Origin of the sequence: Pedobacter sp. MC2016-05 (assembly GCF_026239735.1) — a bacterium.
Lineage (GTDB): Bacteria > Bacteroidota > Bacteroidia > Sphingobacteriales > Sphingobacteriaceae > Pedobacter.
In genome coordinates, this window is record NZ_JAPIVT010000005.1 from 151,384 (window position 1) to 176,184 (window position 24,801).

General features: G+C 35.5%; 31 protein-coding genes. 13 read left to right on the top strand and 18 right to left on the bottom strand.

All coding sequences use genetic code 11. The annotated features are described in order from the left end of the window. Positions 1–2: 2 nt before the first annotated feature. The 8 genes from OQZ33_RS09225 to trpS all read right to left on the bottom strand — a co-directional run bounded on the left by OQZ33_RS09225 (position 3) and on the right by trpS (position 7,311). A complete protein-coding gene (locus OQZ33_RS09225) occupies positions 3–1,619 on the bottom strand; it encodes a CTP synthase (RefSeq protein WP_056848918.1) in 1,617 nt (538 codons plus the stop codon). A gap of 373 nt (positions 1,620–1,992) precedes the next feature. After that, entirely contained in the window at positions 1,993–3,264 is a 1,272-nt protein-coding gene (locus tag OQZ33_RS09230) for a hypothetical protein (protein ID WP_265798754.1), read from the bottom strand. Positions 3,265–3,317: 53 nt separating this feature from the next. After that, positions 3,318–3,857: a hypothetical protein gene (locus tag OQZ33_RS09235; RefSeq protein WP_265798755.1), complete on the bottom strand. Its 540-nt coding sequence runs from the start codon at positions 3,855–3,857 to the stop codon at positions 3,318–3,320. 46 nt (positions 3,858–3,903) lie between these two features. Next, positions 3,904–4,467 carry a DUF3575 domain-containing protein gene (locus OQZ33_RS09240; RefSeq protein WP_265798756.1) on the bottom strand — a complete coding sequence of 188 codons (564 nt, stop codon included), beginning with the start codon at positions 4,465–4,467 and terminating at the stop codon, positions 3,904–3,906. Between the two features lie 56 nt (positions 4,468–4,523). After that, on the bottom strand, positions 4,524–5,291 hold the full coding sequence (kdsB, locus tag OQZ33_RS09245) for a 3-deoxy-manno-octulosonate cytidylyltransferase (RefSeq protein WP_265798757.1): 768 nt from the start codon (positions 5,289–5,291) through the stop codon (positions 4,524–4,526). A 2-nt stretch (positions 5,292–5,293) separates the two neighbouring features. Beyond that, entirely contained in the window at positions 5,294–5,494 is a 201-nt protein-coding gene (locus OQZ33_RS24295; RefSeq protein WP_265798758.1) for a DUF5808 domain-containing protein, read from the bottom strand. Between the two features lie 112 nt (positions 5,495–5,606). Beyond that, positions 5,607–6,221 carry a deoxynucleoside kinase gene (locus OQZ33_RS09255; protein WP_265798760.1) on the bottom strand — a complete coding sequence of 205 codons (615 nt, stop codon included), beginning with the start codon at positions 6,219–6,221 and terminating at the stop codon, positions 5,607–5,609. A gap of 91 nt (positions 6,222–6,312) precedes the next feature. Continuing rightward, entirely contained in the window at positions 6,313–7,311 is a 999-nt protein-coding gene (trpS, locus tag OQZ33_RS09260) for a tryptophan--tRNA ligase (protein WP_265798761.1), read from the bottom strand. A 267-nt stretch (positions 7,312–7,578) separates the two neighbouring features. On the opposite strand from trpS, the gene OQZ33_RS09265 reads away from it, so the two are divergent. The 6 genes from OQZ33_RS09265 (at position 7,579) to OQZ33_RS09290 (ending at position 10,580) form a co-directional block, all read left to right on the top strand. Further along, positions 7,579–8,229, top strand: coding sequence for a lysophospholipid acyltransferase family protein (locus OQZ33_RS09265; protein ID WP_322975032.1), 651 nt, complete (start codon positions 7,579–7,581; stop codon positions 8,227–8,229). Then, a complete protein-coding gene (gatC, locus tag OQZ33_RS09270; protein ID WP_265798763.1) occupies positions 8,226–8,516 on the top strand; it encodes an Asp-tRNA(Asn)/Glu-tRNA(Gln) amidotransferase subunit GatC in 291 nt (96 codons plus the stop codon). The genes OQZ33_RS09265 and gatC overlap by 4 nt, the downstream gene beginning before the upstream one ends. A 54-nt stretch (positions 8,517–8,570) precedes the next feature. After that, a complete protein-coding gene (locus OQZ33_RS09275; protein WP_056848927.1) occupies positions 8,571–9,329 on the top strand; it encodes an ABC transporter ATP-binding protein in 759 nt (252 codons plus the stop codon). 66 nt (positions 9,330–9,395) lie between these two features. Then, on the top strand, positions 9,396–9,944 hold the full coding sequence (locus OQZ33_RS09280) for a cob(I)yrinic acid a,c-diamide adenosyltransferase (protein WP_265798764.1): 549 nt from the start codon (positions 9,396–9,398) through the stop codon (positions 9,942–9,944). A gap of 85 nt (positions 9,945–10,029) precedes the next feature. Then, positions 10,030–10,251 (top strand): DUF2795 domain-containing protein, encoded by a 222-nt coding sequence (locus OQZ33_RS09285; RefSeq protein WP_010603503.1) that lies wholly within the window; start codon positions 10,030–10,032, stop codon positions 10,249–10,251. A gap of 170 nt (positions 10,252–10,421) precedes the next feature. Beyond that, positions 10,422–10,580, top strand: a complete 159-nt coding sequence (locus OQZ33_RS09290) for a lmo0937 family membrane protein (RefSeq protein WP_131557824.1) — start codon at positions 10,422–10,424, stop codon at positions 10,578–10,580. A gap of 98 nt (positions 10,581–10,678) precedes the next feature. Here the strand turns inward: OQZ33_RS09290 and OQZ33_RS09295 are convergent, their stop codons facing one another. Next, positions 10,679–11,344 (bottom strand): 2-C-methyl-D-erythritol 4-phosphate cytidylyltransferase, encoded by a 666-nt coding sequence (locus OQZ33_RS09295; RefSeq protein WP_265798765.1) that lies wholly within the window; start codon positions 11,342–11,344, stop codon positions 10,679–10,681. Positions 11,345–11,415: 71 nt separating this feature from the next. Next, positions 11,416–12,465 (bottom strand): tRNA preQ1(34) S-adenosylmethionine ribosyltransferase-isomerase QueA, encoded by a 1,050-nt coding sequence (gene queA / locus OQZ33_RS09300; protein WP_265798766.1) that lies wholly within the window; start codon positions 12,463–12,465, stop codon positions 11,416–11,418. 199 nt (positions 12,466–12,664) lie between these two features. Here queA and OQZ33_RS09305 point away from each other — a divergent pair, with 199 nt between their 5' ends. Beyond that, the gene (locus OQZ33_RS09305) at positions 12,665–13,909 is read left to right on the top strand and encodes an ABC transporter permease (protein ID WP_265798767.1); all 1,245 of its coding nucleotides are present in this window, start codon (positions 12,665–12,667) and stop codon (positions 13,907–13,909) included. A 179-nt stretch (positions 13,910–14,088) separates the two neighbouring features. Here the strand turns inward: OQZ33_RS09305 and OQZ33_RS09310 are convergent, their stop codons facing one another. Continuing rightward, positions 14,089–15,285 carry a pyridoxal phosphate-dependent aminotransferase gene (locus OQZ33_RS09310; protein WP_265798768.1) on the bottom strand — a complete coding sequence of 399 codons (1,197 nt, stop codon included), beginning with the start codon at positions 15,283–15,285 and terminating at the stop codon, positions 14,089–14,091. A gap of 112 nt (positions 15,286–15,397) precedes the next feature. Here OQZ33_RS09310 and OQZ33_RS09315 point away from each other — a divergent pair, with 112 nt between their 5' ends. Further along, positions 15,398–16,384 carry a cation diffusion facilitator family transporter gene (locus OQZ33_RS09315; RefSeq protein WP_265798769.1) on the top strand — a complete coding sequence of 329 codons (987 nt, stop codon included), beginning with the start codon at positions 15,398–15,400 and terminating at the stop codon, positions 16,382–16,384. Next, positions 16,371–16,814 carry an NUDIX domain-containing protein gene (locus OQZ33_RS09320; RefSeq protein ID WP_265798771.1) on the top strand — a complete coding sequence of 148 codons (444 nt, stop codon included), beginning with the start codon at positions 16,371–16,373 and terminating at the stop codon, positions 16,812–16,814. Before OQZ33_RS09315 ends, OQZ33_RS09320 begins: the two co-directional genes overlap by 14 nt. Before the next feature lie 8 nt (positions 16,815–16,822). Here OQZ33_RS09320 and OQZ33_RS09325 read toward each other — a convergent pair whose 3' ends face one another. The 7 genes from OQZ33_RS09325 to OQZ33_RS09355 form a co-directional block, all read right to left on the bottom strand. Beyond that, positions 16,823–17,254: an SRPBCC family protein gene (locus OQZ33_RS09325; protein WP_265798772.1), complete on the bottom strand. Its 432-nt coding sequence runs from the start codon at positions 17,252–17,254 to the stop codon at positions 16,823–16,825. 23 nt (positions 17,255–17,277) lie between these two features. Then, a complete protein-coding gene (locus OQZ33_RS09330) occupies positions 17,278–17,694 on the bottom strand; it encodes a VOC family protein (RefSeq protein ID WP_265798773.1) in 417 nt (138 codons plus the stop codon). A gap of 89 nt (positions 17,695–17,783) precedes the next feature. Further along, complete coding sequence (locus OQZ33_RS09335; protein WP_265798774.1) at positions 17,784–18,164, bottom strand: MmcQ/YjbR family DNA-binding protein; 381 nt, start codon at positions 18,162–18,164, stop codon at positions 17,784–17,786. A gap of 134 nt (positions 18,165–18,298) precedes the next feature. After that, a complete protein-coding gene (locus tag OQZ33_RS09340) occupies positions 18,299–19,672 on the bottom strand; it encodes an exonuclease domain-containing protein (RefSeq protein WP_265798775.1) in 1,374 nt (457 codons plus the stop codon). A 167-nt stretch (positions 19,673–19,839) separates the two neighbouring features. Further along, entirely contained in the window at positions 19,840–20,469 is a 630-nt protein-coding gene (locus OQZ33_RS09345; RefSeq protein ID WP_265798776.1) for an autotransporter outer membrane beta-barrel domain-containing protein, read from the bottom strand. 10 nt (positions 20,470–20,479) lie between these two features. Then, positions 20,480–20,842: a response regulator transcription factor gene (locus OQZ33_RS09350; RefSeq protein ID WP_056848937.1), complete on the bottom strand. Its 363-nt coding sequence runs from the start codon at positions 20,840–20,842 to the stop codon at positions 20,480–20,482. Between the two features lie 109 nt (positions 20,843–20,951). Beyond that, positions 20,952–21,689: a LytR/AlgR family response regulator transcription factor gene (locus tag OQZ33_RS09355; protein WP_265798777.1), complete on the bottom strand. Its 738-nt coding sequence runs from the start codon at positions 21,687–21,689 to the stop codon at positions 20,952–20,954. Positions 21,690–22,004: 315 nt separating this feature from the next. On the opposite strand from OQZ33_RS09355, the gene OQZ33_RS09360 reads away from it, so the two are divergent. From OQZ33_RS09360 to idi, 4 genes are all read left to right on the top strand, one after another. Next, on the top strand, positions 22,005–22,283 hold the full coding sequence (locus OQZ33_RS09360) for a hypothetical protein (RefSeq protein WP_056848939.1): 279 nt from the start codon (positions 22,005–22,007) through the stop codon (positions 22,281–22,283). A 166-nt stretch (positions 22,284–22,449) separates the two neighbouring features. Further along, the gene (locus OQZ33_RS09365) at positions 22,450–23,337 is read left to right on the top strand and encodes a MerR family transcriptional regulator (protein WP_265798778.1); all 888 of its coding nucleotides are present in this window, start codon (positions 22,450–22,452) and stop codon (positions 23,335–23,337) included. 1 nt (position 23,338) lies between these two features. After that, a complete protein-coding gene (locus tag OQZ33_RS09370) occupies positions 23,339–24,175 on the top strand; it encodes a phytoene/squalene synthase family protein (protein ID WP_265798779.1) in 837 nt (278 codons plus the stop codon). 4 nt (positions 24,176–24,179) lie between these two features. After that, positions 24,180–24,722 carry an isopentenyl-diphosphate Delta-isomerase gene (gene idi, locus OQZ33_RS09375; protein ID WP_265798780.1) on the top strand — a complete coding sequence of 181 codons (543 nt, stop codon included), beginning with the start codon at positions 24,180–24,182 and terminating at the stop codon, positions 24,720–24,722. Positions 24,723–24,801: the final 79 nt, after the last annotated feature.

Sequence of the window (24,801 nt, forward strand, 5' to 3'; positions counted from 1 at the left end):
TTTTAATTCGTTTTCTTTTTCGCAAACTCCATCGCAGCGGCGACAAATTTAACAAAAAGTGGGTGAGGATTAGCAACTGTTGATTTTAATTCTGGGTGAAACTGTCCTCCAACGAAAAAAGGATGGTTTTTTAACTCTACAATTTCCACCAGATTTGTTTGTGGATTAATTCCAGAAGCAATCATTCCAGCATCTTCGTACTGCTTTAAATAATCGTTGTTAAATTCGTAACGATGACGGTGACGCTCATTTATGTGTGCTTTGCCGTAGATAGCAAATGCTTTCGTTCCTTTCTTAATGTCGCAAGGATATGAACCTAAACGCATGGTACCGCCCATGTTGACAATATTTTTCTGTTCTTCCATCATGTTAATCACAGGATTTTTAGAATCAGCTTCAATTTCGGTAGTATGCGCATCTTTTAAGCCCAAAACATTCCGCCCGAACTCAATAACAGCACATTGCATACCTAAACATATTCCGAAAAATGGAATATTATTTTCGCGGACGTATTTAATGGTATCAATTTTCCCTTCAATACCACGACTTCCGAAACCTGGTGCTACTAAAACGCCATGTAAGTGACCTAATTTTTCTTTTACGTTATCAGGAAAAATGCCTTCAGAGTGGATATATTCAACGCGAACTTTACATTCGTTTTTAGAACCAGCATGCACAAAAGATTCGATAATCGATTTGTAAGCATCTGGTAACTCCACATATTTACCAACCAAACCAATAGTTACATCAGCTGTGGGATTTTTTAAATGTCCTAAAAACTCTTTCCAGCTTTCCATATCTGGTTCGTTTTTAGTTGGGAGTTTTAATTTAGCTAAAACCGTTTTATCCAACTGTTCTTTCATCATCAACAACGGAACATCATAAATAGTAGACGCATCCATAGATTCGACTACGGCGTTGATGTTAACGTTACAAAAAAGAGCAATTTTTTTTCTCAAATCAGAACCTAAGTGATGTTCAGTACGACAAACTAAGATGTCTGGCTGGATACCGTATTCCAATAATGCCTTAACCGAATGTTGTGTTGGTTTAGTTTTTAATTCGCCCGCAGCAGCTAAATAAGGCACTAATGTTAAGTGAATTACAATCGCATTTGAACTTCCTTCTTCCCATTTAAACTGACGAACAGCCTCAATAAAAGGTAGAGATTCAATATCACCAACGGTTCCGCCTAGTTCAGTAATAACGATATCGTAATCACCACTATCGCCCAAAATACGCATGTTGCGCTTAATTTCATCGGTTATGTGGGGCACAACCTGAACAGTTTTACCCAGATATTCACCTTTACGTTCTTTGTTAATTACGTTTTGGTAAATACGGCCAGTAGTAATGTTGTTTGCTTGTGAAGTTGGAACGTTCAAGAAACGCTCATAGTGACCAAGATCCAGATCGGTTTCGGCACCATCTTCAGTAACAAAACATTCGCCATGTTCATAAGGATTCAGTGTTCCTGGATCGATATTGATATAAGGATCGAATTTTTGAATGGTTACACGGTAGCCACGTGCCTGTAAAAGTTTAGCTAAAGATGCGGAAATGATGCCCTTACCCAATGAGGAAGTAACACCGCCCGTAACAAAAATATACTTAGTCATGTTTGTGATTTTTTACGGCAAATGGTAAATATTGCCGCTTTTTGTACGGGATACAAAGGTAGGAAAATTCCTTGTTTCTGCTGATTTAAAATTTAGATATTTTAAAAATGATAATGTGATGTTTATCAGAAAATTAGAGATGACTCATCTTCAATTTTTTATAATATGGAAAGCGAATCCTACGTTATTAGTTATTCTTAGCCGTGTTTTTCCTGACTATCCAGTAGGCAATTTTCATATTTTTTAGTTTTTAGCAAGATCAGTTAGATCTATCGATAGCGCTGTTTACAAATGTGAAAGTTTGATAACATTCCAATAAGCTAAAAAAGATTGGTAATTGGGATGTTAACTGTTTTACAACATCCGTTGACCTTTACAAGCAGCGTATTACACTTACGCTTGTCAATTTATTATCCTTATCATAAGAATAGGTTTTCGTCGATCTATCTTTAGCAGTGTAAGTTACAGATATGAAATTCAAGCCTCCAGTTCCATTTCTCCCAATAAAGGTTTGCTTGTTCTTTTCTCTAATAATTTCATTTTGAAGATCAAGCCTTCGGGGATTTAGGCTGTAGGATTTGAAGCCAGAGAAAATAGCATCAGAATCATTTTTATAACTATAAATCATTTCGCTATCTACTTTTCCTTCTCGAATGATACGTCCAAATTTGTCATAAATGTAAGTGATGTCCCAAATGATGGATTGATCGGATCTTTTGGATAACCTACGAACGCATTGCATTTGATCATTTAAAAAGAACGTCTCTAAAGAATAAGGCCTTGAACCACTGAAGCTAATGGTGTGGTATTTATCTTTCTCATAAATAAAAACGGTCGAATCGGTACTTTTTTCATCACCACTAACAATCTTTTTGATTAAGCCATTTTGATCTCTCAAATACTTCGAATATCCACTCGGCTTACCGTTCATTGTATTGTCCATCGATTGCATGATGTTATTTTTATCATAAACATAGTTGGCGCCATAAGGAGATTTAGTCGTCATTAAACTATCGCCAAACATTTCAAACACTCTATTTGTACAAGTCATTTTGGGACTTCCGTCTTCATAAGTATTACTGTAGTGTACTGAACTCGCATTTTTAATTAGCCTTTGAGCATACGATTGATCGGTTACGAATTTTATTTTTAAAACACCTTGCATTTCTTTAACCGCATCTTTTTGATCTCGTTCATCGAGCGTTTTAGGAACCAAATCATCAGCACTACCAATATTGAGGTAAGTTTTTATAGTTTTCAAATATTGGTCTGGATTGAGAACAAGTATTGGCTTGTCTTTTCCATTGGAAACAATCATTCCAAATTGTCGTTTAGTATTTGGTCTGTAAAAAACAAATTTTCCATTGGAGTTACTATATTCTACAACATGCTCTTTTCCAATGTCCAAGATCGGGAAGTTGCTATAAACCGAACCAAAATAGGCGTTGACTTCTTTTTCTTTTTGCTTATGATTTTTCCAACTATCACTTCCATCATTTACACCAAAAAACATCACACTTGGCGCATGGTCATTGATACTAACTGCAGCTTTTTCGTTAGCTGGTTTTTCTTTTAAAAATACACTTTGCGCATTACTAAGCACAGCACAAAAAACAAAATAGCACAACAAAACAGCTCTTCTCATATTAGATTAGTTTAATAGGACATAGGGATGTTGTACGAAGAATAGGGAGTTTTTTAACAGCAGTTATAGTAGATTTTTACCTTTTTTTCTTTTTCGCTCCAGGCGATATAGAGATTTTTTTCTTTACCTAAACGGTACTTGAAGCCATTTAAGCCAGATTTTTTAAGCTCTTCGTAGAGCGCTTTATCCGGAACATACTTGTCAGGCTTGTCTTCCGGCATCACTGCAGGCTCGAGAAAATTATCTTCAGCAAAAAAATCATCTGCGATGGTTTTTAAGAATACAATCTGCGCTTTTTCTTTTGATAAATCAAGGTTTGGATCTGTATTTCCTAACAAATCCGTTCCTTTTAGTTTTACGTTATAAATTTCTTTTCCATCAAAATTTTTAATGGTAAAGGTTAAAACCATTTCTTCCGGTTTCCTGCCAGTCAGCTCAATTTTAAAAGTATCGAGCTTATTTAGATCAGAAAATGATTGAGCTATACTTTGATTTACATTCTTAAACTCTATAGAATCGTTGTTTTTCTGTTTGTCAGTTTGGCAAGCATATAACAATAAGGCAACGGAAAGTAGGAGCAGCAATTTTCTCATTTCCGAAAATACAAATTTTAAGTTTTTATAAACAATTAAATTATAATTAGAAGCTATAGCCTACTGATAACCATAATTGGAAATCCAAATAACCTTTCGGAGCAGCTCTATCTTGAAATGTTTCTAAGTTGAAATATTTGCCATAACCTAAGCCTGTAGTGGTTTCTATTAAAAATCTTTTGGTTGGGAGATATAAAAAGCCCAAAATCATCCCTGAACGAATTGAATTCGCCTTGAAATTTCTGTTGTTTCCAAACGATAAAAATCCTGTAGGATGAACATAGGCATTGTTTGAAACGATGGTTTTGTTCAGGTTTCCAACATACAATCCCCAAAAGGGAGTGATCTCTTTGACCTCAATATCATAAGCATACATTTTCCCTCTGAGCAAAAAACCACTAAACTTGTAGTCTCTACCCCAGTTTAATTCGCCTGATGAATAGGAAAGCTCCAGACCGTATCTCTGGCGAAAGGTTTTCTCAATAGAAAAAGATGGCTTTTTAGCCAATAAATTTAACAAATTGGATTTTATGGAGATACCGATAGGTTCTTGAGAACTAGCCGTTTGAATAATTAGAAATGATATAAAAATGATTACAATCTTTTTCAACGATTCAAATTTTGAGGGTATTAAATCATATTTAAGTGTAATTTAAGAATATTATTTTATTCTCGCTTCAAAGCCGCTAATAAGTTATTCAACTTTAATAAATCCTCTGGAGTATCTATTGCAACCGTTTCTAAATCTGTAACTTTTGTTTGAATATAAAAACCATTTTCAATCCACCGCAATTGCTCCAGGCTCTCTGCAATTTCTAATGATGATGGTGGTAGTTTGGTAATTTCTTTCAATGATTCTGTTCTATATCCGTAGATACCAATATGCTTATAAAACTGATGTTTCTCTGCCCAAACGCCTGGCTCGCCATTTCTAATAAATGGTATCGGACTTCGGCTAAAGTACATTGCTCTGCCGTTTACATCAATCACCACTTTCGGGCTATTTGGATTGTAAATGCTTTCCTGGCTTTGGATGGGTTTAATGAGCGTGGCCAACTGAACTTTATCCTCAATAAAACAACTTGCTAATAAATCTATTTGGCTAGGCTCTATAAAAGGTTCATCGCCTTGTATGTTGATTACAATATCGAACCCGGGAATTTTATCAATCACCTCGGCACATCGATCGGTACCGCTTTGATGCTGAGCAGATGTAAACACAAACTCACCGCCAAATCTCTTAACCTCATCCGCTATACGCTCATCATCTGTAGCAATGACTACTTTCGATAAACTTTTTGCTTTCAGCGCTTGCTCATATACACGTTGAATCATGCTTTTTCCTGCGATATCCACTAAAGGCTTCCCCGGAAATCGGGTAGAAGCAAACCGGGCAGGAATAATACCTATGGCTAAATTTGCACTATCAATCATGTTTATGGTAGGTTACTTAAGATATATGCTAAAATAAAAATTAGCGTCAACACAACGTAAGACAATGGATGAGCAAAATTCAGTGTCCAACCTAAAATTCTGATCCGCTTGTGCACAAACAAACGTTTATCATTTCGATTGAAATAAAAAATGCCAAGTTTCCAATTCGAATAGTTCTCGTGTGCAAAATTTTTTTCCGTCATCTTTATAATATAACTAAAGCGATAAACAAAAACAAATTTTAAGTAAAAAATGGCTTGTTCCTCAATACATCAGGGTGAAGATGTATTTGAAAATTCAATCTAAAAAACAAAATTAAAACAGACCGTTTATTTCAGCTTCAATTGACTGAATAACAGCACCTAAATCTTCTGGATTGTTGGTGAAGTCCAGTTTGTCTTTATCCAGAATTAATAGTTTACCCAAGTTATAATTTTTGATCCACGCTTCGTATTTTTCATTTAATTTAGATAAATAGTCAATCCGAATGCCTGCCTCGTACTCGCGGCCACGACGTTGGATGTTATTTACCAACGTAGGAACCGACGCTCGTAAGTAGACCAGTAAATCAGGTGGCTTGATGAAAGAAGTGATGTTATCAAATATCGCACGATAGTTGTCATGATCACGAGTGGTCATCAGCGCCATATCATGCAGGTTTTCTGCAAAAATATGTGCATCCTCATAAATGGTTCTATCTTGAATCACATTACGTTTATTTACTTCAATATCAGTAATTTGTTGAAAACGACTGTTGAGGAAATAAATTTGAAGATTAAAGCTCCAACGTTTCATGTCACTATAAAAATCTTCCAGGTAGGGGTTGTTGTCAACCGCTTCATACAAAGCTTCCCATCCATAATTCTTGGCGAGTAAACCCGTTAAAGTCGTTTTTCCGGCGCCTATATTTCCTACAATTGCTATGTGCATATATGTCTAGATATGAGATATGAGATATCAGATATGGAGTCGAGCATTGTCTCAAATCTCATATCAATCTTCTCAAATCTATTTAAAATTACTAAAAACTTTTAAAACCGATTAAACTACGAACCTCTCTGATGGTTTTCTGAGCACTTTCCCGGGCTTTTAATGCACCGTGTTTAGCAACCTGCCTTAAATAAGTTTCGTCTTTCGAAAGTTCTTCAATACGTTCTCTTATAGGGGAGTTAAATACAATCATATCTTCAGCCAGTTGCTTCTTCATATCTCCATAACGGATTTGCATTTTATTGTACAATCCATCAAAATGCTCAATAGTATCAGGCGTAGAGACAATTTTCATCAAATCAAAAAGATTTTGAATCGCTTCTGGTTTTTCCTGATTTTCTTCTGTTGGTCCGCTATCGCTCACTGCTCTGGCTACTTTCTTACGGATAATTTCAGGGCTATCAGATAGATAGATACAGTTTCCATCACCATCTGATTTACTCATTTTGCCTTTTCCTTCCAAACCAGGTACTTTAACTAAATTTTCAGCATAATTAAACGCAAAAGATTCAGGGAAAAAATCGGCGTTATACATCCTGTTAAAACGGTTGCCGAAGTTACGGGTCATTTCTAGATGTTGTTCCTGGTCTTTTCCAACCGGCACTTTAGTAGCTCTGTGAATAAGAATATCTGCAGCCATCAAAGTAGGATAGGTTAATAAACCAGCATTTACATTATCCGGATTAGATCTTATCTTTTCTTTAAAGGAGGCGCTTCGTTCTAATTCTCCTAAATATGCATTCATATTCAGATATAAATAAAGCTCCGAGACTTCTGGAACATCAGATTGAACATATATGGTGGTCTCTTCTGGATTAATTCCGCAAGCTAAATATTCTACTAATACATGGCGAACATAACCATGCAAATCACCCGGAGTAGGATGAGTTGTTAATGAATGTAGATCGGCAATAAAAAAGTAGCAGTTATAATCATACTGCATTTTTACAAAATTGGTTACCGCACCAAAATAATTTCCTAAATGTAGCTTTCCAGTTGGCCTAATGCCACTCACCACTGTTTCTTTCATAATGGCACGAAATTAAAAATAAAAAGCAAGCAACGTATACGATATAATCAATTTTATATGAATAGATTTTTTCGGCTTAATTTGATGGATCAACCTTTTGCTATTCATATTATAAAATAACCAATCATTTAATTGGTGGTGGCTAATCAGTATTTGAAATGATAAAGTATTTTATATTTTTGATTATCTATGATTCACTTTCTAAGGCAAGTACACCGAGTATGGTTTTTATTTTGGATAATTTTCTTCTTTATCCTTTTTTATCCAATGTATTACCTCACATCTCGTAATCCAAAATATTACTCCATTTTAAATCTTTGCAGAAAAGCCAATAGTTTCTGTTGCAGTTTGCTTTCCGGTGTTTGGTACAACTATTATTACGAGGAAAAACTAAATTACAAGCAAACGTATATTTATTGTGCCAACCACTCTTCGAATTTGGATATTATGGTGTTTTGTATCATGTGTCATGGTAAATTCCATTTTATGGGCAAAGATGAATTGTTAAATAATCCTGTTTTAGGAATTTTCTTTAAAACAATTGATATTTCGGTAAACCGTGATAGTAAAATTTCTGCCTTTCGGGCATTTAAAAAAGCTGGTGAAAATTTAGAAAAAGGAATGAGCTTAATTATTTTTCCCGAAGGAAAAATAGATGATCATTATCCGCCACGGTTGGGCGAATTTAAAAATGGTCCTTTTCGTTTAGCCATAGATAAAAACATTTCGCTTGTGCCGGTCAGCATTACCAATGTTTGGAAAATTAACTGGGATGACGGCGCCAAATATGGAAGTAAGCCAGGAATTTGCGATATTTACGTCCACAAACCGATAGACACATCAAAGTTGGCAGACGTTGATTCTGATTTGTTAAAGGAAAAGGTATTCCAACTCATTGAAAGTGAACTAGTAAAATGAATTTAGACGCAAAAACCATTTATAAAATTGCCGATTTGGCCAGAATTCATATTGATGAAAAGGAAGTTGAAACCCTAATTCCTGAAATGAACAAGATACTTTCGTTTATGGAAAAACTCAACGAACTCGATACCTCAACCGTTAAGCCTTTAGTTTATATGAATGAAACGACTAACGCTTGGCGAGAAGACGTTGTGAAACAAGAGATATCGACGGCAGATGGACTTAAGAATGCCGCAAAACATACTGAGCAATTTTTTATGGTTCCAAAAATTATCGAAAAGTAATTTTGTTACTATTGTAACATCTTACCCTTTACGCTTGTCTAAAAACGAAAAAACATGGAGAAACCACTTATTACCATAAAAGAAATTGGCCGTAAATATGTAATCGGATCAGAAGTTATCCATGCTTTAAAATCAGTTTCTTTAGACATTAATAAAGGCGAATTTGTTGCGCTTATGGGCCCTTCAGGTTCGGGAAAATCAACCTTGATGAACATATTAGGCTGCTTGGATACGCCATCAAGTGGCACTTACATCTTAAACGGAACGAATGTGAGCCAAATGACTGATGATGCATTGGCCGAAGTTCGTAATAAAGAGATAGGATTCGTTTTTCAAACTTTTAATCTTTTACCTCGTTCTACAGCGCTGGATAACGTGGCTTTACCTCTAATTTATGCTGGAAGTAGCAAAAAGGACCGCGAGGCTAGGGCGGCAAAGGCATTAGAAAATGTAAATTTAGGTAACCGTATGGATCATAAACCGAACGAGTTATCTGGAGGTCAACGCCAACGTGTGGCTGTAGCACGAGCTTTAATAAACAATCCATCTATTATTCTGGCCGATGAACCAACCGGTAACCTGGATACCAAAACCTCAATAGAGATCATGGGTCTTCTGGAAGAAATACACAGTAAAGGGAACACGATTATCTTGGTTACTCACGAAGAGGATATTGCGCAACATGCTCACAGGATCGTAAGAATGCGTGATGGTTTAATTGAGAACGATTACGTGAATACTGATATCAAAAATGTTTCTCCACGCCTGCAAGCTTTAAATGATAGTGGCAGCGATTGGGAAAAAATAAATTAACCCCTAAATCCCCTAATGGGGACTTTTAGGATTTTGTATAATAATTCCCCTGTAGGGGCTAGGGGTATGAAAATCTACACTAAAACTGGCGATAAAGGACAAACCTCATTAATTGGTGGTACTCGTGTCCCGAAATATCATTTACGCATAGAAACTTATGGAACAGTTGATGAGCTAAACTCTCACATAGGGTTAATCATGTGTCAGGATATCGCTCCCGAATACAAGAAATTATTGAAAGAAATTCAGGATAGGTTATTCACAATAGGGGCAACGTTAGCGGCAGATCCAGAAAAATCGAAGATGAAAATTCCTGATCTACATGAAACTGATATTATTTTATTAGAACAGGAAATGGATTTAATGAATGAAGTGCTGCCTCCTTTAAAGCACTTTGTTTTACCAGGCGGAAATACTACTGTTTCTTACTGCCAGATTGCCAGATGCGTTTGCAGAAGGGCAGAACGCTTAACTGTTGAGCTTGCAGAAAAAAGCTTTGTAGACGAAAAAGTTAGCGTTTATCTAAATCGCTTGAGTGATTATTTGTTTGTTTTGGCACGAAAACTGAACATGGATTTTAGCGCAGAAGAAAACATCTGGATACCTCGTATTTAATGGTGGAAAAATAAGTTTGTTTTGCTCAAAAATTTTAATATACTTTGCGCATTGTTAAGAACAAGAATTTAATTGAATTGAAGATATGTATTGGACATTAGAACTAGCATCGCACTTGGAAGACGCACCTTGGCCTGCAACTAAAGATGAATTAATTGATTATGGTATCCGTTCTGGCGCACCAGTAGAAGTTATTGAGAACTTGCAAGCGTTAGAGGATGATGGCGAACCTTACGAAACTATTGAGGAAATTTGGCCAGATTATCCAACTAAAGAAGACTTCTTCTTTAATGAGGATGAATACTAAATTTTATAAAGCATAAAGAAACCTTTCGCAAAAACGAGAGGTTTTTTTATGACTTCTTTACAACGAAAAGGAGTTTGATTATCAACCAATTAAAAATATAATTTACATTTTTTAAACAAAAGTATTCTAGCTGTGTTAATACATCAACATTTACTTAAAAAATTAACACTATGGGAAATTTATTGTATTTAGTCGCAGTAGTATTGGTTATACTATGGGTGATCGGCTTCGTGTTCCACGGCTTTGGCGATGTGGGTAACATCATTCACGTTTTATTGGTAATCGCAATTATTGCAATCTTGCTTAAAGTTATAGGCAGAGCAACATAAAATATGTTAAGCGAACATTCATCAATTTGTAGCGTAAAATCTTAAATATTGATGAATTAGAAAGGGTGTTTCATTATTATGAAACACCCTTTCTTTTATTAACGCTTTAACAAAAGTTCTGCTAACTCTAAATCAACAGGATAGGTTATCTTAATATTATTTCTTTCGCCTTCCAAAATGTGAATAGCTTCACCAATAGCCTCAACAACGCTGGCGTCATCAGTAAAACTCACCGAATAATCTTGTCGGTAAGCCTCTTTTAAAATTTTTAAACTAAAGGTTTGAGGCGTTTGTACCAGGAAGATTTCATTTCGTTTCAATGCCGATGTTTTATCGTCTTTAAACATTCTTACACTGTCGCTCGATTGAACAGCAGCAATAACGTTACCATGCAGTTCAGCCTCCTTAAAACACCCGTCAATCAATTTTTTCGAAACTAACGGACGAACGGCATCATGAATGGCAACAAAAGATTCTTCATTAATGGAGTTAATTGCATTTTTAACCGAATAAAAGCGTTCGGCGCCACCATCAATCACTTGGTGCGGTATCCTAAAATTGAACTCTTCGCAAAGCCTTTTCCAGTAGCCCTGTTGTTCTTTGTTTAAAACTAATAAAATTTTAGGTTGAGTATCGCTTTGCGCAAAAGCTTTTATGGTGTGCATTAAAACCGGGAGGTTTTTTAGCAACAAAAATTGTTTTGGGGTTTCCGTCTGCATCCGATTGCCAGAACCGCCTGCTACAATTATAGCGTAGTATTTCATTCGAGTATCTAGAGATTAGTATTTAGTACTTAGACCAATTTATCTAAATACTAAATACTAAGTACTAAAATCTATATAATTAGCATGGCATCACCATAACTATAAAATTTATATTTTTCTTTAACTGCTACTTCGTAAGCATTCATTACATTTTCATAACCACCAAATGCACTTACCATCATCAATAATGTTGATTCTGGCGTGTGGAAGTTTGTAATCATTGAATTAGCAATGTTAAACTCGTAAGGAGGGAAGATAAACTTGCTTGTCCAGTCATTTGCAGCCTTTAATGTTCTGTTTGCTGATACCGCAGATTCTATTGAACGCATTGAAGTCGTTCCAACTGCACAAATTCTTCTTTTTTCCTCTATGGCTTTATTTACAATATTAGCATCTTTTTGTTCGATGATAAATTGCTCTGAATCCATTTTATGTTTAGTCAAATCCTCTACCTCAACAGTCCTAAAGGTTCCTAACCCAACATGTAAGGTTACTTCCGCAAATTCTACACCTTTAAGCTCAAGGCGTTTCATCAACTCGCGACTAAAGTGTAGACCCGCAGTTGGAGCTGCTACAGCACCTTCGTGTTTAGCGAAAATGGTTTGGTAACGTTCTTTATCTTCAGCAGTTGCTTTACGTTTAATGTATTTCGGAAGCGGGGTTTCACCTAAAATTTCTACGTTTTTTCTAAATTCTTCGTCTGTTCCTTCAAATAAGAAGCGAATGGTACGCCCACGAGAAGTAGTATTATCAACAACTTCAGCAACCAATAAGTCATCGTCGCCGAAATATAATTTATTACCTACCCGAATTTTACGAGCCGGATCTACTAAAACATCCCATAAACGTAACTCTTTATTTAATTCGCGAAGCAAAAAAACCTCGATAGTAGCGCCAGTTTTCTCTTTATTACCGTATAAACGAGCAGGAAAAACTTTTGTGTTATTCAATATCATTACGTCTTTGTCATCGAAATAACCAAGCACGTCTTTGAAAATTTTATGTTCAATTTTACCACTGTCTTTGTGTAAAACCATCAAACGTGCTTCATCGCGTTGTTCGGCTGGATTGTTTGCAATTAGTGACTCTGGTAGATTGAATTTGAATTGTGATAATTTCATTCTTGATGAATTTTTTGAGGTGCAAAAATACGAATTTAATTTTTCTTTTTCGTATTTTATCAAACGTAATTACAGTATACAATGTTTTGGTTAATTAAATATTGAAAAATAAGTCGCTTAACTCAGAAACGCCACAAAATTAACTAGTTTTGAAAATGAGTTGTAACCTTTTTATATGCTGTGCATCTAACCATTAATTATGATAATCTTTAGGCTAATAGGGGAAAGTTTTCGTTTTGCTTTTGATGCACTACGCCAAAATAAAATGCGTACCATGTTATCGCTTCTTGCGATCACAATAGGGATTTTTACCATCATCGCTGTTTTCTCAGCAGTAGATACCTTTCGTGGTAAACTTCAGTCAAGTGTAGATAAATTGGGATCGAATACGATTTATGTTCAAAAATGGCCTTGGAGTTTTGGCGATAACTACCCTTGGTGGAAATACATGAACAGACCACAGCCTTCGCTTCGTGATTTTGCTGCTTTAAGAGAACGAATGGGGAACGCCCAGGGAATCACCTTTGAAATTTCGACGAGTGATAGGACAATAAAATACAGGAGTAATTCTGTTGAAGGGATAAATGTTTCTGCAGCTTCGCATGATTTTGATAAAACCTGGAATTTCGAACTTCAAGCCGGTCGTTATTTTACTGAAACCGAAAGCAATAACGGCTCACCTGTGTTGTTGATGGGTGCAGATGTCGCTGACGGATTATTTGGTGGAGATGACCCAATAGGTAAACAAGTACAAGTTTTAGGCAGGAGATTAACAGTTATTGGTGTATTTAAAAAAGAAGGTGAGGATATGTTGGGTACTTCTTTGGATAAAAATGTGAATATCCCTATAAATTTTGCCAAGAGCATTCTTGATATTCAAAATGAACGATATGGGCCACAAATTACAGTGCGTGGAAATGATAATGTTTCGCTTGAAGAAGTAGAAAGCGAATTGAAAGGTTTAATGCGATCTATCCATAGAATCAGACCTGGACAGGAAGAAGATTTCGCCCTGAATAAAACAACCATACTTTCCAATCAACTAGATTCGATGTTTACCATGGTAAATTGGGCAGGTTGGATTATTGGAGGTTTCTCAATATTGGTTGGAGGCTTTAGTATTGCAAATATCATGTTCGTGTCCGTTAAAGAGCGAACAAACATTATTGGTATTCAAAAATCATTGGGAGCAAAAAACTATTTTATTCTATTGCAATTTATCTTCGAATCTATCTCCCTATGTATTTTGGGAGGGCTGCTCGGACTTTTGCTGGTCTATTTGATTGCACTATTACTCGGAGCACTTACAGGATTTTATATTATACTGGGAGTAAACAACATATTACTCGGCATTTGGATATCTGTAATTATTGGAACGATATCGGGATTCTGGCCGGCATATTCCGCATCAAGATTAGATCCGGTTGAGGCCATCAGAAGCTAAAATGTTATTCGTCTTGAAGGAATTAGCCAAGACGGATCTTTACTGTCAGTTTCGACCTTTGCTATTTGTTATTCATATTATAATACGAAAACTCTAAAATTAAAAACCCTTCGCCAGATCATTTCTAGCGAAGGGTTTTATATATAAACTGAAAATTCCGAATTTCTAACTGCAAATAACTATGCTAGCTTGCCTAGTGCTTCTTTAATTCGTCTTAAAGCTTCTACTAAACTTTCATCAGAAGCTGCATAGGATAAACGGATATAATTATTGTTTCCAAAAGAATCACCACCAACGGTAGCTACGTGGCCAACGTTTAGCAAATACAGCGCTAAATCAGAAGAGTCTTTGATGATATTCCCTTCCGCATCTTGTTTGCCGAAAAATGAACTGATTTCTGGAAAGAAATAGAATGCGCCATCCGGAAGGTTTGTTTTAACACCAGGAATTTCGTTTAGTAAATTGTAAACCAATTCTCTACGACGAAGAAATGCTTCTTTCATGGCTAAAACACTGTCCAGACCCTGCTCATAAGCTACAATGCCCGCTCTTTGTGCAATTGAACAAGTTCCTGAAGTGGTCTGTCCCTGCAATTTATCATTTGCAGCAGCAATTTCTTTGTTTGCTGCAATATAACCTAATCTCCAACCCGTCATTGCGAATGCTTTCGAAAAGCCATTAACGATAATTACTCTATCTTTAATACTCTCAAATTGTGCGATAGATTCGTGCTGATCAACAAAATTGATATGCTCATAAATCTCATCCGACAGGATATAAATGTTAGGATGTTTCTCAAAAACCTTAACTAAAGCTGCCAATTCATCCTTGCTGTAAACTGAACCAGTAGGGTTACATGGCGATGAAAACATAAACAACTTCGATTTTGGTGTTATAGCAGCTTCTAATTGTTCAGGCGTAATTTTGAAATTGCTCTCGATATCTGTATCGATGAAAACGGATTTTCCTTCAGCTAAAACAACCATTTCGGAGTAGGAAACCCAATATGGCGTAGGAATAATCACTTCATCATCTGGATCTATCAAAGTTAAAATTACATTTGATAGCGATTGTTTTGCGCCGGTAGAAACTACAATTTGCGAAATATCGTAATCGAGATTATTTTCTGTTTTTAATTTGTTAACAATAGCTTGACGTAAATCTGGGTATCCTGGTACCGGAGAGTATCGGGTGTAGTTATCATCTAAAGCCTTTTTTGCGGCATTTTTAACGTGGTCAGGCGTATTGAAATCAGGTTCGCCAACACTTAAACTTATAATATTAACACCTTTTGAGGCCAATTCACGGCCTAATTTGGTCATTTTAAGTGTCGCAGATTCTGATAGATTGTTGATTCTTTTGGATAAGGTGCTCATGGTTAATTACTTTGAACACAAATATATAAACCAAATATTATTCTGCACTAAAAAAGGCATAGTTTTTCTCATTTAATTTGAGTGATAAGCGTATTTTTGTGAAAAATATCCCGTGACGATTAAAAAGCAAGCGATTATAATTTCATTAGTGGTTAGTATTTTGTTAATGCTAGCCAAATTTGTGGCCTATTTTATCACAGGTTCAAATGCCATTCTAACTGATGCAGCCGAAAGCATTGTAAACGTAATTGCTGGCAGTTTTGCGTTCTACAGCATCTATTTAAGTACGCAACCGCGAGATGAAAACCACCCTTATGGCCACGGAAAAGTAGAATTTTTTTCTGTCTTTGTTGAAGGAATTTTGATTCTTCTAGCAGGTATAATCATTATATTCAAATCATCTTACAATTTAATTTATCCTCACGCTGTCGGGCAGCTTTTACAGGGAACCATAATTATTGGGATCACTGGTTTAGTAAATATGATTGTGGGTTTATACCTGGTTAAAGTTGGGAAAGAGCAGCATTCTGTAACGCTCCAGGCAGATGGAAAACATCTACTTACAGATACTTATACTAGCGTAGCTATTGTTATCGGCTTAGTGCTTATTCAAATAACAAATATAATTTGGTTGGATAGTCTGCTTTCTATTATCGTTGGTTTTTACATTGTATATTCTGGCTATAAGTTAACCAGAAGTTCAGTTGGTGGGTTAATGGATGAAAGCGACTTTACCTTAGTGGAAGAAGTTGTTGATGTACTACAGAACAATAGGCATAACCCCTGGATTGATGTACACAATCTTCGTACGCAACAATACGGCCCTGATTTTCACATAGATTGCCACGTTACACTGCCTTACTATTTCGATCTGAATCAAGTTCATAGAGAAATTTCACAGATTGATGAACTTATTAATAAAAACGGAATTCGAAAGGCAGAACTATTTATCCATGCAGACCCGTGTTTGCCTGCGTGCTGCCATTATTGCCATATGAGCGAGTGCCCGGTGAGGGCAGAAGCCTTCAAAAAGGAAATTATCTGGACGCCTGAAATTGTGATCAAGAACAAAAAGCATTACGAAAATGAGTTACTTTAATGTACGTGTTTATGGTTTGCTAATTAATGCTAACCAACAGATTCTAATTAGCGATGAAGAGGAGTATGGCTTTCGTTTCAGCAAATTCCCTGGTGGTGGTTTAGAAATTGGCGAAGGTCTTACAGATGGGCTAAAGCGAGAATTTATGGAAGAATGTAATGCTGAGATAGAGGTGTTATCACATTTTTACACGACTGATTTTTACGAGAAATCTTCTTTTAACGATAGTCAGGTGATAAGTGTGTATTACCTGGTTAAAGAAAAGGCACCTTTACAACTTGCCTTTAAGACACAAATTTACGATTTCGATGCAGAAGGAGAAATTCTTCAAGCCTTTCGTTGGGTTTCGATAAGCGAATTGGATGTGAACGCAATTACCTTCAAAACGGACAAAACTGTTGCTGAACTACTAAAGAAAGCATTAAAATAGCAAGCAATTTACAGAACTTGTAAGAAATTTTTTAAGGCATCATTTACAAAGTAATTCCATTCAGCTTTGAAACTATCCTGTTGGAAATCTTTACCATTTTCGGCAAAGGTTTCAGCGCCTGTGTGGGTTAGTTTTAGCCTGGTATTGTTTCCCTGCACAAAGATTTCCCATTTTACTCTAGAGCTGCCTGGGTAGTTATCATATTTACATGAATAAGCAATTACAGCTTCTTCGTCAACTTCGGTGATCTCACAAAGATGTAAGTATTTTGGTCCTTCTTCAGCACCACCAATAAAGTCGAACTTGAATCCAATCCTTGGTTCGAACTTATCCGATTGAAAATACCATTGTTTAAGTTGGTTGTTATCTGTTAAGGCTTGCCAAACTTTATCAATTGGCACATTGTAAACGCATTCAACTATTAGCGGTTTAGCATCCATATGTTAAGATTTTATGACTTGAATTAACCCAAAGGCATTTTGCTGAAATCCATAAACAAAATGCTCCACCTTTGTCCATCAAGATCTATGAATCCACAGCCGTACATCCAACCATCTTTATAACCAGGTTCGCCATAAATAGAACCACCCGCTTCCACCACTTTTTTAGCCAAATCATCTACTTCCTCCGGACTCTCGGCATCGAATGAAAATAATACCTCGTTTCCAGAAAAATTTTCTGAAACTGCGCTACCGGCAAAACCCTCGTATAACGATTTCTTAAAAAGCATTAAAACCAGACCTGCATCACCAACCAGGAAGCTCGCACTATCTTCGCGAACACCATATTGCAAGTTTAATTTGAAACCCAGTTTAGTAAAAAATTCTTTCGATTTTTTTACATCTTTTACTGGAAGATTTATCCATAGTGATTTGATCATAGCTATAAAATTTTATTAAACTTAATCAGTTTTTCAAAAGAAAAAGAATGGTATTTAGGAAAATTTACCGGGTGAATTGAGACAATTTGTTACTTCTTAACAGCTTTCTTCTTATATTTCTTAGCTAAATCTTCCGGCGCTACGGCGCAATAAGAAAGTCGAACCGCATCATTAAGAACTTCGTCTTCTATGAAACTTAATTCAAAAATTGTCCATCCTTGTTTGCCCCAGCCTGCCTGTGCAGGATAGATTGCTGATGGGTCTAAATCCGAAAATTTGTTTTGATCTTTTGGCGATAATCTAAAAACTGCTTTTAAGTTTGAATTATCAATTGTAATAAAGATTTTATCGGCAACTTTAAATGAGTTTTTGTTGGCATTTGGTGTTTCTACTACGTCTTCAAAAGACAAGGCAAGTTCTCTAAAAGAATCTGGAGATATCATAATATGTGTTTTTAAAATAACCTTCAATCGAGTTATCATGAAGGATTTGATTTAGCAAACTTACATCAATTTAAGCTTTTAAATCTTTTTATATCTAAATCAAAAGGTAACGGATTGAAAGATAACTGATAAAATTAGCTCGTAAATTTCGAGAACCTAAATTACAATTTATATAGTTTCTGCGGAAATTCCGCAGCATGATTAAGAATTAAATTAAGAATATAACTGTTGGATTGATAAATTGACAAGTCGTTTTTGATAGGAGCTAGGCCATCTGCTAAATAGGTTTTATCTTTAAAATATCCCATTCCATAGAATCTTCCATTTTCTACCACAAGACAGCTGAGTTCTTCTGCCTCACGTCCGTCATCAACCAATGCGAAGCTGGGCTGTAAACTCTGGAGGTCAGCTAGCGCATTATTTAAACGTTTATTGTAAACGGCAACTGTTTCTATGCCGCTACAAACGCCAAAGCATTGTCCATTATCATGTGCCGTACATTTTGTAGCCGTTTTTTGAAGATAGCAGAGCTTAGCACAAAGTTGATATTTTTCAATTAGTTGATTCAAAAAATTGTAACCTTCTAACAAGCTATTAAAACTTTGAAGAGATTTATTGTTTGTCTTGTGCTTATCTATCGCCAACCTTAAATAACCATTTTGGTCTTCAAAAACATAAAGATCATACTTATGCTCATAACGTTTCATGGCTCTGTTATTTTCTGGCCAAAGTCTTTTAATCTCGTTCGCTTCTAAAATTAAAGCCATCAACTCGGTGCCGCAAACTACATAATCAACATTATAAATAGTACGTAAAAAATCTTGTCTTTGCTTATTTGGTTTGTTGCCAGTAAAGTGGCTTATCACTCGTTTTTTTAAGTTTTTAGCTTTTCCAACATAAACTATCTTTCCCTTGTTATCCTTGAAATAATATACGCCGGGTTGATTTGGCAACCTTAAAATTGAAGCACGATCTAGATGTGGAGGCAAAACCTGTTCTTTTGAACTCTTCTTTAACATTTCAGCAATAACACCTTCGTGATCGGTTTCTAAAAGCATATTAAACAATATACTGGTTGCATCGGCATCTCCTCCGGCACGGTGTCGATTTTGAATGGAGATATTTAACGCACTGCATAGTTTGCCCAAACTATATGAAGATTTTCCTGGGATAAGTTTTCTACTTAGCCTTACAGTGCAAAGTTTACGGCAGTTTAAATCATAACCCGCAGCCGCTAAATGATGTTTAAGAAAAGAATAATCGAAATTAACATTATGGGCTACAAAAACTTTTTCATTCAAAAGCTGGTAGATTTGCAATGCGACATCCTCAAAGTAGGGTGCTTCTGCTACCATATCGTTATCTATTCCTGTTAAAGCAGTGATATAAGCAGGTATAAATTGCCTTGGATTGATTAAGGTTGTATAGGATTCTACCACCTGATTTTCATCATGAATGTTTATGGCTACCTCAGTAATTCCATTTGCAGAGGCGTGGCCTCCCGTGGTTTCTATATCTACAATTGCGTACAACATCGGCAAATTTTCAAACACAAATCTATACTAAAATACTTAGTAATGAAAATAATTTTGAGGTATTTTTTGATCGTTTTTTTAGCGGTTTTCCATTTTTAGTAATGCTTTAAAACAAAACCAGCGACTACGTAATAACGCAATCGCTGATTAACTATTATTATATTTTGTTAAAGCTTACTCAATAATTTACTCAAATTAGGCTTAATACCCACGCTAACAGGAACGGTATTAAATACGCGATTCTGAATTTTACCAAAGCCATACATATAACTAGCCTCTACGAATAAGTTGGCGCCGCCGATATTGTATTCGATTCCGCCGCCACCTTCAGCAATACCTAAGCTATTGGTTTTATTTTCCATATTTACTTGCAATGTATTGGCATTAACACCAGCTTGAGGAGTCAAAATAAAGCCGCCACCTGCACCAGCGAATCCATAAAAAGCCCATTTATCTACTATTTTACGATACCCTAAGGCAATGTTTAATAAATAAGTAGTTGATCTGCCTTTCTGAATGGTATAAGTGTAACCGGGGTCGGCGATCTGTTGGTTAAATGTAAAAGCATGTAAACTCACCTTTGGATAAACGAAAAAGCCTCCGTTACCTACCGCTAAATTTACCCCAAGGGAAGTTGAGAATTTAGGTTTAAAGTAATCTGCTGTTTCGCCCATCGGGAATGCAAAACCAATTCCACTCATAGAATAAAGTTTATCAGGACGGTTACTTTGTGCGCTAGCTTTCATTGATATTGCGGCGCAAAGCAATATAATCGGGGTTAGTAATCTTGAGTTCATATATGGTTTTTTAATTAGCAATTAGCTTATTTACTTTTCGCAGTAAATCTGAAATGTTAAAAGGTTTAACTAAATAATCATCCGGATTTAGTTTTTGCGAGACGATGTAATTTTCATCATAACGGGCAGAGGCCATTATTACCGGGATATTTTCTGTTTCAGGATTTAGTCTTAGCTCTTTGAAAACTGCTCTGCCATCCATTCCGTTCAGCATAATATCCAGAATAATTAGATCTGGCATAAACTCTTTTATTGTTTTAAATATAAATCTTGGAGATAATAAAGGGTAAACGCTGTAATGCTCGGTTTCTAGTGCCATCTGAAAAACCTCCAAAATATCGGGATCATCATCAACAACTAATATTCTTTTCAAAACGGATCTTCAATTAATAAAAAATAGACTATCCCTAATACAAAGAAACATCAGGAATGTTTTAACCGCTATTAAAAATTTAAATTAAATTTCCCGATGGAATCAATTATCAGCTATCTTTCAAAGAATTGTTAGTTGCAAATTCGGTAAAAAGCAATTTGTGCGAATCTTCAATTGTATACAGAACGCCGCTAGCAAGCAAAATCTGGTTACCTAAAACACTTTTAATGTGCTTTTTAGAAATGATTGTATCGGTACTAATCTGAATAAAACCTGGGTGCGATCGCAACATATTAATCATCTTCGCGAAGTTTATTTTTGCACTTGATATAGATAGCTCCGTGGTAATAAAATTAATATTGTGTTTATGATCCTCGACAGCAATCAAATCCTCAAAATTTACTCTTACTAATTCGTCATTTTCATTATGTAATGGAATGTAAAAGTAATGGTCATTAAATATGGATAAAGTTTGATGGTCGGTTTTACCAGTAGGAAATAAGTTGTTAATGGTTTTGGTGAAGTTAAGAATAGAGTAGGGCTTCAATAGGTAAGCGTCTGCCTCAACTCGAAAAGCATCTAATGCATATCTCGGATGAGCTGTTGTAAAGATAAGATGCTTAGCCTTTTGCCTCAATAAGCCAGCGAGCTCAATACCAGAAAGTGCCGGCATCTCTACGTCTATGAAAATAATATCAACAGGATTTGCCATAGATATTTCTGCCAATGCCTGCAACGGTTCAGTAAAAGTTTGAACTAACTCCAGTTCGGGCAACTTTTCCATGTAAGCAATTAGATTTTCTAAGGAATGGGGATCGTCATCAATGGCGATGCAACTTATAGACATTTTGTGAGTTTTAGATGCTGCAAAATACAATTTAGAGTGATAAAATCGAAAAATAATTTATAATGTATTGGCAAGTAGTAGATTTAATTGTGTAGTGTTAATTTCACGGATATGAATTAATAAACTGCAAGCACATACATTTTATTAGAGGTATAAATATGCGATTAATAATAATAAATATGTAGTTTTAACATAAATGATTGATGTGATTTACAATTTATTGACCATTTGATAATATTTCGGATTTAAAACCGTAATAATCTTAAGATGATTTCTAAATACAACTCAGTAATTATCTGCCTAAAATACATTTCTATGAAAAACAGAACCGCCATCACTACTACGTTGAATAAATCTATCACCAGAAAAGTGATTGAATTGCAAGAGTTAGGATATGATTGTGATTTCCTTTTGCTTGCTAATGGTAATTTACTGTGTATTCAAACCAATCGGAAATACCCAATTAAATCGGTTTCGATAGAAACAATGGAACATGGTTATGATTTTTTTAGTCAAACATATAAACATGTTCACACCATTGTTACGGGAAATGGAGAGAGTGGGGTTCTGCTAACTGAGCGAGCCTACAATTGAGTTTTAATTAGCGTTTCGAGTGCTAAAATTCGCTAGTTTCGACTGAGCATTTCAACGGAGCTGCCTTGCCATTCTTGTGCTTCCAAATTGTAAATTTTGTTTTGGATAGAAAAAAACTATTCGACTTTCTTTTTGTTTAGATTTTATTGAATATATTTAAACAAAAATGACTTATACCATTTCAGATCTAGAGCAGCTTTCGGGCGTACAATCCCACACCATCAGGATTTGGGAACAAAGGTATAATGCTCTGAAGCCTATGCGATCGCAGGGTAATACTAGATTGTATGATGATGAACAGCTTGTAAAGCTATTAAACATCGTTAGCTTAAATCAAGTTGGTTTAAAAATTTCAAAAATCTGTAGTCTCTCCAATGAAGAAATAGAAGATCTTTTAGATCAACAATACGAGCATCAATCTGATGATGATTTGGCCGAGTTCTATCTTTCAAGGTTAATTAAGTTTGGTTTAGAATTTAATCACTTAGCTTTTAACAATCTACTCAACGATTGCCTGCAGATAATGGGTATTACCAATACCTACCGAAGGGTAACATACCCTTTACTTGTTCGTTTAGGATTGATGTGGAGAAAAGATGATATTTGTCCTGCCCACGAACATTTTATCAGCAACATCATAAGACAAAAACTCTTTGCCCAAATCGATAAAATAAGTACCACTAACCAGGATACTGCTACCTGGCTACTTTTTCTACCGGAAGATGAAGACCATGACATCGGTTTAATTTTCGCTTACTACCTGCTAAAACTAAATAATCACAATGTTATTTTTTTAGGCAATAGAACACCATTAGATTCTTTAAGCGCTGTAATTTCTACGATAAATATTGATCATGTTTTGCTTTTCATGGTTAAATCAAGAGCAGAAGAATCAACAAATAAATATATCCTTAACCTCACTAATAAGTGCAAAACTGCTAAAATTCATCTGGCAGGAAATGCAACAGTTATAAAAAAACTAAAAAATATTGATCATATCAATTGGTTTAAATCGCTTGATGAGTTCGAAAAATCAATACAAATCCCTATTTAACATGAAAGAAATTTTCGATCAACTATCGGCCAATTGTAGTAAACTCACCACCACTAGTTATAGTACCAGTTTTTCTTTTGGAATCTATTTTTTAGGTAAAGAGTTGCGCCAACCCATTTATGCTATATATGGTTTCGTTCGTTTAGCGGATGAAATTGTTGACAGCTTTCATAATTTTGATAAAAAGTATTTACTTGAAAAATTTAAACAGGACACCTTCGAATCTATCCAGTTAGGCATCAGCTTAAATCCTGTGATTAATTCTTTTCAGAAAGTAGTTAATGAGTTTAAGATTGATCATGAACTCATTCGTCTTTTTCTAAGAAGTATGGAAATGGATTTAGAGGATAAATTATACACGCAAGATTTATATGATGAATATATTTTGGGTTCAGCGGAAGTAGTAGGGCTTATGTGCTTAAAAGTGTTTACCAATGGCGATGAAAACGAGTATAATAGACTTAAGCCTTATGCGATGAAGCTTGGTTCTGCCTTTCAAAAAGTTAATTTTTTGAGGGATGTGAAAGCAGATCATCAGGCTTTGAACAGGAATTATTTTCCTAATGTGAATTTAGCGGCGTTCTGTGATAACGAGAAACGAAAAATTGAGCAAGAAATAGAGGAGGAGTTTAATGAGTCTTTGGTTGGCATTAAGATGCTCCCATTAAGTTCGAGAAATGGCGTTTATTTATCATATATCTATTATAAAAAGTTATTTAACAAAATAAAGGGATTGAGCGCAGAGAAAATTATGACTGAAAGAATAAGAATACCTAACCACCATAAGATTGGTTTAATGTTCGATTCTATGATTCGCCATAAATTAAATGTGATTTAGTTTAATGGAAGAACACGTAATCTTAGTTGATCAAAATGATATACCGCAAGGTAAAATGGAGAAATTAGAAGCCCATCAAAAAGGTGCTCTGCATAGGGCGTTTTCCATATTTATCTTTAATGATAACAATGAGCTTTTATTGCAGCAACGGGCCGAGGGAAAATACCATTCCGGTGGGTTGTGGACTAACACTTGCTGCAGTCACCCTCGGGAAGGCGAGAGCAATTTAGAAGCCACACAGAGAAGGTTAGGGGAAGAAATGGGAATGAGCTGTGATCTGACGTTTGCCTTCAACTTTCTTTATAAAGTTAAATTCGAAGATGGATTGACAGAGCATGAACTTGATCATGTTTTTTTCGGCAGATCTAATAAGAAGCCCGTAATCAATCTAGACGAGGTGATGGATTTTAAATACATGAACCTCGATCTGTTGAAAAAAGATATTGAATATAACCCAGAAAACTATACGATTTGGCTGAAAATATGCCTAGAAAAAGTAATTCAGCATATGGAATTCGTTGAAAATAAAAACGGGCATACAGCCTAAGCCATATACCCGTATCTAAATTAACGCTCTCGAGGACAAATATAGAAGTAGTTTATATAATTCCTAAAAGTTTAACAAT

Excerpts from the sequence above, each read along its gene's own strand:
- OQZ33_RS09225 (WP_056848918.1), bottom strand. The coding sequence starts at position 1,619 with ATGACTAAGTATATTTTTGTTACGGGCGGTGTTACTTCCTCATTGGGT.
- OQZ33_RS09230 (WP_265798754.1), bottom strand. The coding sequence starts at position 3,264 with ATGAGAAGAGCTGTTTTGTTGTGCTATTTTGTTTTTTGTGCTGTGCTT.
- OQZ33_RS09235 (WP_265798755.1), bottom strand. The coding sequence starts at position 3,857 with ATGAGAAAATTGCTGCTCCTACTTTCCGTTGCCTTATTGTTATATGCT.
- kdsB (WP_265798757.1), bottom strand. The coding sequence starts at position 5,291 with ATGATTGATAGTGCAAATTTAGCCATAGGTATTATTCCTGCCCGGTTT.
- OQZ33_RS24295 (WP_265798758.1), bottom strand. The coding sequence starts at position 5,494 with ATGACGGAAAAAAATTTTGCACACGAGAACTATTCGAATTGGAAACTT.
- OQZ33_RS09255 (WP_265798760.1), bottom strand. The coding sequence starts at position 6,221 with ATGCACATAGCAATTGTAGGAAATATAGGCGCCGGAAAAACGACTTTA.
- trpS (WP_265798761.1), bottom strand. The coding sequence starts at position 7,311 with ATGAAAGAAACAGTGGTGAGTGGCATTAGGCCAACTGGAAAGCTACAT.
- OQZ33_RS09265 (WP_322975032.1), top strand. The coding sequence starts at position 7,579 with ATGTATTACCTCACATCTCGTAATCCAAAATATTACTCCATTTTAAAT.
- gatC (WP_265798763.1), top strand. The coding sequence starts at position 8,226 with ATGAATTTAGACGCAAAAACCATTTATAAAATTGCCGATTTGGCCAGA.
- OQZ33_RS09275 (WP_056848927.1), top strand. The coding sequence starts at position 8,571 with ATGGAGAAACCACTTATTACCATAAAAGAAATTGGCCGTAAATATGTA.
- OQZ33_RS09280 (WP_265798764.1), top strand. The coding sequence starts at position 9,396 with ATGAAAATCTACACTAAAACTGGCGATAAAGGACAAACCTCATTAATT.
- OQZ33_RS09285 (WP_010603503.1), top strand. The coding sequence starts at position 10,030 with ATGTATTGGACATTAGAACTAGCATCGCACTTGGAAGACGCACCTTGG.
- OQZ33_RS09290 (WP_131557824.1), top strand. The coding sequence starts at position 10,422 with ATGGGAAATTTATTGTATTTAGTCGCAGTAGTATTGGTTATACTATGG.
- OQZ33_RS09295 (WP_265798765.1), bottom strand. The coding sequence starts at position 11,344 with ATGAAATACTACGCTATAATTGTAGCAGGCGGTTCTGGCAATCGGATG.
- queA (WP_265798766.1), bottom strand. The coding sequence starts at position 12,465 with ATGAAATTATCACAATTCAAATTCAATCTACCAGAGTCACTAATTGCA.
- OQZ33_RS09305 (WP_265798767.1), top strand. The coding sequence starts at position 12,665 with ATGATAATCTTTAGGCTAATAGGGGAAAGTTTTCGTTTTGCTTTTGAT.
- OQZ33_RS09310 (WP_265798768.1), bottom strand. The coding sequence starts at position 15,285 with ATGAGCACCTTATCCAAAAGAATCAACAATCTATCAGAATCTGCGACA.
- OQZ33_RS09320 (WP_265798771.1), top strand. The coding sequence starts at position 16,371 with ATGAGTTACTTTAATGTACGTGTTTATGGTTTGCTAATTAATGCTAAC.
- OQZ33_RS09325 (WP_265798772.1), bottom strand. The coding sequence starts at position 17,254 with ATGGATGCTAAACCGCTAATAGTTGAATGCGTTTACAATGTGCCAATT.
- OQZ33_RS09330 (WP_265798773.1), bottom strand. The coding sequence starts at position 17,694 with ATGATCAAATCACTATGGATAAATCTTCCAGTAAAAGATGTAAAAAAA.
- OQZ33_RS09340 (WP_265798775.1), bottom strand. The coding sequence starts at position 19,672 with ATGTTGTACGCAATTGTAGATATAGAAACCACGGGAGGCCACGCCTCT.
- OQZ33_RS09345 (WP_265798776.1), bottom strand. The coding sequence starts at position 20,469 with ATGAACTCAAGATTACTAACCCCGATTATATTGCTTTGCGCCGCAATA.
- OQZ33_RS09355 (WP_265798777.1), bottom strand. The coding sequence starts at position 21,689 with ATGTCTATAAGTTGCATCGCCATTGATGACGATCCCCATTCCTTAGAA.
- OQZ33_RS09360 (WP_056848939.1), top strand. The coding sequence starts at position 22,005 with ATGAAAAACAGAACCGCCATCACTACTACGTTGAATAAATCTATCACC.
- OQZ33_RS09365 (WP_265798778.1), top strand. The coding sequence starts at position 22,450 with ATGACTTATACCATTTCAGATCTAGAGCAGCTTTCGGGCGTACAATCC.
- OQZ33_RS09370 (WP_265798779.1), top strand. The coding sequence starts at position 23,339 with ATGAAAGAAATTTTCGATCAACTATCGGCCAATTGTAGTAAACTCACC.
- idi (WP_265798780.1), top strand. The coding sequence starts at position 24,180 with ATGGAAGAACACGTAATCTTAGTTGATCAAAATGATATACCGCAAGGT.